Below are 5,921 nucleotides of genomic sequence, written 5' to 3'. Positions count from 1 at the left end.
CACTAAAAAAAATAAAAAAAAAAAAAAAAAAAAAAAAAAAAATGAAAATATTAAAAATTAAATTATATTATAAAAAAAGAAGAAAATTAAAAATGTGATAACAATGGAATTAGTTTTTTTAGGAACATCTGCAGCATTGCCTTCACAGTATCGAAACCATAGTTCAATATGTTTAAAGGCATTTGGAGAAGTAATTTTATTTGATTGTGGTGAAGCAACTCAAAGACAGCTTACAATAGCTAAAATTAGCCCAATGAAAATAAATAAAATATTTCTAAGCCATTATCATGGAGATCATGTAATTGGGCTTCCTGGTCTTATTCAATCAATGGATTTTAGATCCAGAACCAAACCATTACATTTATACGGACCTAAAGGATTAAATGAACTAAAAAATGCAATTTTACATCTTGGATACTGTTCAATTGAATTTCCAATTATTCTTCATGAAATAGATCCTAAAGAAGAAACAATTATCTTTGAAAATGAGGAATATCTAATTAAAGGAATTTTAACAAAGCATACTGTAGATAACATCTCTTATTCAATAGTTGAAAAGAAAAAACCTCGTTTTTTAAAGGAAAAAGCCATTGAACTTGGTGTTAAAGAGGGTCCAAACTTTGGAAAGCTCCATAGAGGCAAAAATGTTAGAGTTGGAGAAAAAATCATCACACCTGAAGAGGTTCTAGGACCTCCAAGAGAGGGAATAAAAATCAGCTATTCTGGAGATACACGTCCAGATGAGAAAATGGTTGAGCTTTCTAAAAATTCAGACATTTTAATTCATGAAGGAACATATGAAGAAAAAGATAAAGAAAAAGCAGAAAAAAGCTTCCATTCAACAGTTAAAGAAGGAGCAGAAATAGCTAAACAGTCAAACTCAAAATTTTTAATTTTAACCCACTTTTCTACAAGATATACAAAAGATGAAAATATTGAGAAAGAAGCTAAAAATGTTTTTAAAAATACAAAAATAGCTTATGATTTCTTAACAATAGATTTAAGTGAAATAAAAAAAGATTAAAAAAAAGAGTAAAATATTAAAAAAAATAAAAGAAATAAAAAAATAAAAAAATAAAAAAAGATCAAAACATTAAAAGAGCTAAAAAAAATAAAAATTTTAAAAGGTTTAAAATGTATTATAAATTCTTAACTTTAAATCAAAACCTAGAAGGGTACGAAAAAATAGTAGCCATTATTATTTTAATAATTTTAAGTATTCTATTGATTAAAATCTCAGAGTATATTATTAAAAAGAGTACTGTTAAATTTGAAATTGAATTAACTCTTAGCTATTTAATTAGAGACTCAATTAAGTATATTGTTATTGTTTCAGCCATTGTTATATTTTTAGAAACTATAGGTATAGATATTACAGGGATATTTTGGAGTTTAGGAATTGTAGGTATAAGTGTTGGATTTGCAGGACGAGATATGATTTCCAACTTTATTTCAGGAATATTTATCCTTGCAGATAAAACAGTCAAAGTTGGGGAAAAAATAGAAGTAGATAATGTATCTGGAAGAGTTCAAAGAGTAGGTTTTAGAACAACAACATTACTGACATCTGATAACATTTTAATAAGTATTCCAAATTCTGTTTTATCAAAAAATCCTTATATGAACTACACTTATCTTGATGAACATAGAATAGATATAGATATTTTAGTTCCATATGAAAAAGACTTAATTGAATTAAAAAAAGAAATATTAGATATATATTGTCAATTCGACTGGATTTTACCTAAGACTGACCCAAGGTTTGACACTGTAGGTTTTGAAGAAAAAGGAATAAAAATAATTCTAAGTGCTTGGGCAAATGACTATGAAAAACGATTTGAATATAAAATAATCCTTGCAAATGAGGTTAGAAAATTAATGAGTAAGACATAATATTTAGCCATTGTTAACCATTTTACCTTAAAAATTGTAAAAATTTTATTTAAAATAATTTAAATTCTTAAAATCCTTAAAATAAAAAAAAATATTCAAATAAAATAAAAAAAAATGAAATATGGAATGCTAATTTAAATGAAATAAGATTAATACTAATTTAAATAAAATAAATATGGTTAATAAAAAAATGACTTAAATAATAAAAATAATCGAAAAACTTAAATTTAATAAAACAAATATGTTTTTGTATTAAATATTTTTAAAATCTACTAATAAAAAAAACAGGTTTTTAAATGTTAAATGAAGTGCAAAAAAAGATTTTAAGCCTAAAAAAAGAAAAAAATGCAATTATTCTTGCTCATAATTACCAACCAGAAGAAATTCAGTTAATAGCTGACTTTATTGGAGATTCATTAGAATTATGTATAAAATCTTCTGAAATTAAAGACAAAGAATTGGTCATATTCTGTGGTGTAGACTTTATGGCTGAAACAGCAGCCATTTTAAATCAGAATAAAAAAATAATTATCCCTGAAATAGCTGCAGAATGTCCCATGGCACATATGTTAAAATCCGAGGAAATTGTTAAACAAAAGGAAAAATACCCTAATGCCAAAGTTGCTCTTTATGTTAACACCCTAGCTGATGCAAAAGCAGAAGCAGACATTCTTGTGACATCATCTAATGCAGTTAAAGTTGTTGAAAGTTTAGAATCTAACCAAATTTTATTTGGACCAGACAATAACCTTGCAAAATTTGTTGATGCTCAAACAGATAAAGAAATTATTCCTATTCCAGATGGAGGACACTGTTATGTCCACAAAATGTTTCATGAAGGAGATATTGCTTTTAAAAAAGAAGAATATCCTGAAGCAAAGTTAATAATACATCCAGAATGTGATAAAGAAGTCCAAGATCTTGGCGATGCTGTTTTAAGTACTGGTGGAATGATTAGCTATGTTAAAAATGATTCTGGAAAAGAGTTCATTATAGGAACAGAAGTAGATTTAATTACAAGAATCAACAGAGAAGTTCCTGAGAAAACAACTTACCCTCTTCTTGATGATGCAATATGTAAAACAATGAAACTTCATACATTAGAAAAAGTTAAAAATGCACTTGAAAATGAAGAATATGTGGTTAAAGTAGATGAAAAAATAGCTAAAAAATCATTAAATGCCATTGAGCGAATGATAGAAGTTTCAAAACGATAATATTTTAAAAAATTAAAAAAAATGATATTAATTATCATCTCTTTAATTGATTATTATTTTTTAAATATAATTATAATTTAAAAATAGCTATTAAATAAAAATTTAATGGAAATTGATAGTTATTTTGATCAAACTTTTTTTAAAAGTTTGTTTTAAAAATCTTCTAATATTGAAGAATAAAAATAATGCTTGTATAAAAATTGTATACAATAGCATTATGAATAATAATAAAATTTAATATTTCATGTTTTTAAAACCACATTTTATATTAAATGTATAAGCAATAAGATAATTTATTTTTTAGATGAAAAATCAATTGCTTCTTCTTAAACTAGATTTTAAAGATTGTTTGTTAATATAATCTACTAATTCTTTAGTATTTTTAGCTCCACTACTTTTCCATACATTATCTTGTAATTGTCTTTTAAATTTAACACAATCAAAATCTTTTTCTTTAGTCATTATTAGTCACCTCTTGAGGAGTTCTTATTTCTAATAAAGAATAGCTTTCACAGTATTTACCGTGTTAAATAATTTAATTTTATTTAAATTAACTATATGCTTAAAATTCATGATTTAATTTTTTTAAATTGAATTTAACAAGTTCTGGTGCATCATCATCTAATTCTGTTGTCAAATGGGCAGAAATTACAGGTTTTAGCATTCCTTTTTCAAATTCATCAAAGAGTTTTACTGTAGATTCTTTGAACTCTTCATCAAAATAACCTCCAATAACTGGATTTTCAATATATACTTAACTTTTTCCTGTTTTCACTTTAAAATTTAATATATAAAATGTTTTTATGATTTTTCTATTAATAGTATGTAAAAATAATTATTTAAATTTTTTGGTAAATTTTTAGGATAAAGCAAAATCTAAATTTTTAGTTGATATATTTAGTTCAATAGAGGAGGATGCCCCATAATTCAAAATTTTTAAATTTAAGATAATTTAAAATTGGTTTTAAATTGATTAAATTTAGTATAACTATTAATTAGAATTATATTTAATAAAATAATACTTAATAAATTATTAATTTATATTTAAATAGTGATTTATTGATTAAATAAATTTTAAAGAAATTAATTTTTTCATGAAATTAATCATGGGACATCTTCAGAGAACAAACTAAAAATTAACAATAATATAAATAAAAATTGAAAAAAAGATTAAAATAAAAATTAAAAAAATCTTAGATCTTTAAAATCTTTATTGGATTTATAAAATCTTCTTCTTAATGCTGAATGTAAATGAGAACCATTTGCTCTTAAATCAAACAAATTTCCAAATTCTTTGTATTTATCCATATTTATGTGGAAAGGATTATTAGAAACAAAATCTCTTAATTTTTCTTTATTAAACGATAATTTTTCTTTAACAATAACAGAAACAGAATTTTTTACTAAATCTTTAGCTATTCCACTAAATTCATCTTTTTGTGAAGATTTAACACCTTCAAAAAGGAATTCTTCCCATTCTTTTTCTATTGAATTAATTTTATCTGCGGTTTTTTTACCTTTTTCAGTTAAAGATACTGTTAAAACTTGATTATTTTCAGAAGACATTTTCATTTCAACAAGGTTTTCATTTTCTAAATATTTTATTTTAGAAATAGATTCTTCGATTGAAAAATTATTTTCATTTACAATTTCATCTAAATTAACTTTATCTTTCTTTTTAAGTTCAGTTATTAAAGGAACATCAAATAAATTAATTTTTAACTCTTTAACTTTATGTGCTACAAACAATTTATGAGTTTTGTTGATTATATCAATTATTTCGGAAATTGGCATGTTTTCAATGTCTAAATTCTCTATTTTTTTATTAAAATCCATATTATTACCTCAAATAAATTATACTTATAGTTACAATGAAAATTTACAATTAGAAAAATGAAAATTAAGAAAATATCTTTTTAAAAAAATGGATGTAAAATAATTTCAAAAAATTTTTAAAAGTTGATAAAAATTGGATTTCAATTAATAAAAAACCCATTTTCATTTTTCAACTGTATTCCATATTATATTGTTTCATATATATAAATGTTTCTCTATGAAACAATTAGATGATGAAATAATATATAATGAAATTATCCATATGCAAATATTACTTTTTAAAAGCAAAATATTTAAAAAAAATTAGTTTATAATACTGTTTTTACTTTATTAAATTTTCTAAGATACAATTTAGCCCAAATTAAACTTATACAAGCACCAACAGCATTACCTGTTACAAGTCCCCACCAAGCACCGTATTGACCAAAACCTAAAACTATAGCAAATAAAAATGAAAAAAAGACTTCTAAAAAGAAGACCCTAATTAAAGACAATGCCAAAGAGTGAAGCCCTTTACCAAGTCCTTGAAATATAGATGAAGCAGAAATACCAATGGGTAATACAAGGTAAAACAAAGAAGTGACCCTTAAAAAGTCGGTTAAAACGTCACGAATACCTGCTGATTCTGGAGAATAAGCAAACAAATAGCTAATGTATGGAGCAAGTAAAAAAATAGCTACAGCCATTCCTATAACTATAACAAAACCTAACTTTATGCCCTGATTAAAAATTAAGTTAATATTTTTAAACTTTTTAGCCCCAAAGTTTGCACCTGTGACTGCAACAATCGAAATTCCAATAGCAATTACTGGAGTCATTGCAACTAAGACAACTCTCCAACCAACAGTATATTGTTAAGACAATTTAATTTTCATATTTTTTATTTAAGTATAGTATTTTGATAATTTTTTATCAGCATTTTCTTTAGTGAAATTCCAGTTTATTTTGCATTTATTTTCATTTCTGTAGTTCTGA

Annotated in this window: 6 protein-coding genes and 1 pseudogene; 4 read left to right on the top strand and 3 right to left on the bottom strand. The window is 23.9% G+C overall.

The genetic code is table 11. The annotated features are described in order from the left end of the window. Positions 1-103: 103 nt before the first annotated feature. The 3 genes from rnz (at position 104) to nadA (ending at position 3,110) form a co-directional block, all read left to right on the top strand. Positions 104-1,024, top strand: a complete 921-nt coding sequence (gene rnz / locus MBCUR_RS00505) for a ribonuclease Z (protein WP_067088875.1) — start codon at positions 104-106, stop codon at positions 1,022-1,024. A 110-nt stretch (positions 1,025-1,134) separates the two neighbouring features. Further along, positions 1,135-1,893: a mechanosensitive ion channel family protein gene (locus MBCUR_RS00500; RefSeq protein ID WP_067088873.1), complete on the top strand. Its 759-nt coding sequence runs from the start codon at positions 1,135-1,137 to the stop codon at positions 1,891-1,893. A 296-nt stretch (positions 1,894-2,189) separates the two neighbouring features. Then, positions 2,190-3,110, top strand: a complete 921-nt coding sequence (gene nadA, locus MBCUR_RS00495; protein ID WP_067088871.1) for a quinolinate synthase NadA — start codon at positions 2,190-2,192, stop codon at positions 3,108-3,110. A 312-nt stretch (positions 3,111-3,422) separates the two neighbouring features. Here nadA and MBCUR_RS10195 read toward each other — a convergent pair whose 3' ends face one another. Beyond that, positions 3,423-3,572: a hypothetical protein gene (locus tag MBCUR_RS10195; protein WP_157077472.1), complete on the bottom strand. Its 150-nt coding sequence runs from the start codon at positions 3,570-3,572 to the stop codon at positions 3,423-3,425. A gap of 128 nt (positions 3,573-3,700) precedes the next feature. Between MBCUR_RS10195 and MBCUR_RS10880 the strand changes: the two genes are divergently transcribed. After that, on the top strand, positions 3,701-3,835 hold the full coding sequence (locus MBCUR_RS10880; RefSeq protein ID WP_281190497.1) for a hypothetical protein: 135 nt from the start codon (positions 3,701-3,703) through the stop codon (positions 3,833-3,835). Between the two features lie 457 nt (positions 3,836-4,292). Here MBCUR_RS10880 and MBCUR_RS00490 read toward each other — a convergent pair whose 3' ends face one another. Both MBCUR_RS00490 and MBCUR_RS00485 read right to left on the bottom strand, forming a co-directional pair. Further along, positions 4,293-4,946 (bottom strand): MarR family winged helix-turn-helix transcriptional regulator, encoded by a 654-nt coding sequence (locus tag MBCUR_RS00490; protein ID WP_067088869.1) that lies wholly within the window; start codon positions 4,944-4,946, stop codon positions 4,293-4,295. A gap of 308 nt (positions 4,947-5,254) precedes the next feature. Then, a pseudogene (locus MBCUR_RS00485) lies at positions 5,255-5,785 on the bottom strand (MATE family efflux transporter); the annotation flags it as partial. Positions 5,786-5,921: the final 136 nt, after the last annotated feature.

Origin of the sequence: Methanobrevibacter curvatus, assembly GCF_001639295.1 — an archaeon.
Classification (GTDB): domain Archaea; phylum Methanobacteriota; class Methanobacteria; order Methanobacteriales; family Methanobacteriaceae; genus Methanoflexus; species Methanoflexus curvatus.
This window is presented reverse-complemented; position numbering and strand designations above follow the sequence as displayed.

Excerpts from the sequence above, each read along its gene's own strand:
- rnz (WP_067088875.1), top strand. The coding sequence starts at position 104 with ATGGAATTAGTTTTTTTAGGAACATCTGCAGCATTGCCTTCACAGTAT.
- MBCUR_RS00500 (WP_067088873.1), top strand. The coding sequence starts at position 1,135 with ATGTATTATAAATTCTTAACTTTAAATCAAAACCTAGAAGGGTACGAA.
- nadA (WP_067088871.1), top strand. The coding sequence starts at position 2,190 with ATGTTAAATGAAGTGCAAAAAAAGATTTTAAGCCTAAAAAAAGAAAAA.
- MBCUR_RS10195 (WP_157077472.1), bottom strand. The coding sequence starts at position 3,572 with ATGACTAAAGAAAAAGATTTTGATTGTGTTAAATTTAAAAGACAATTA.
- MBCUR_RS00490 (WP_067088869.1), bottom strand. The coding sequence starts at position 4,946 with ATGGATTTTAATAAAAAAATAGAGAATTTAGACATTGAAAACATGCCA.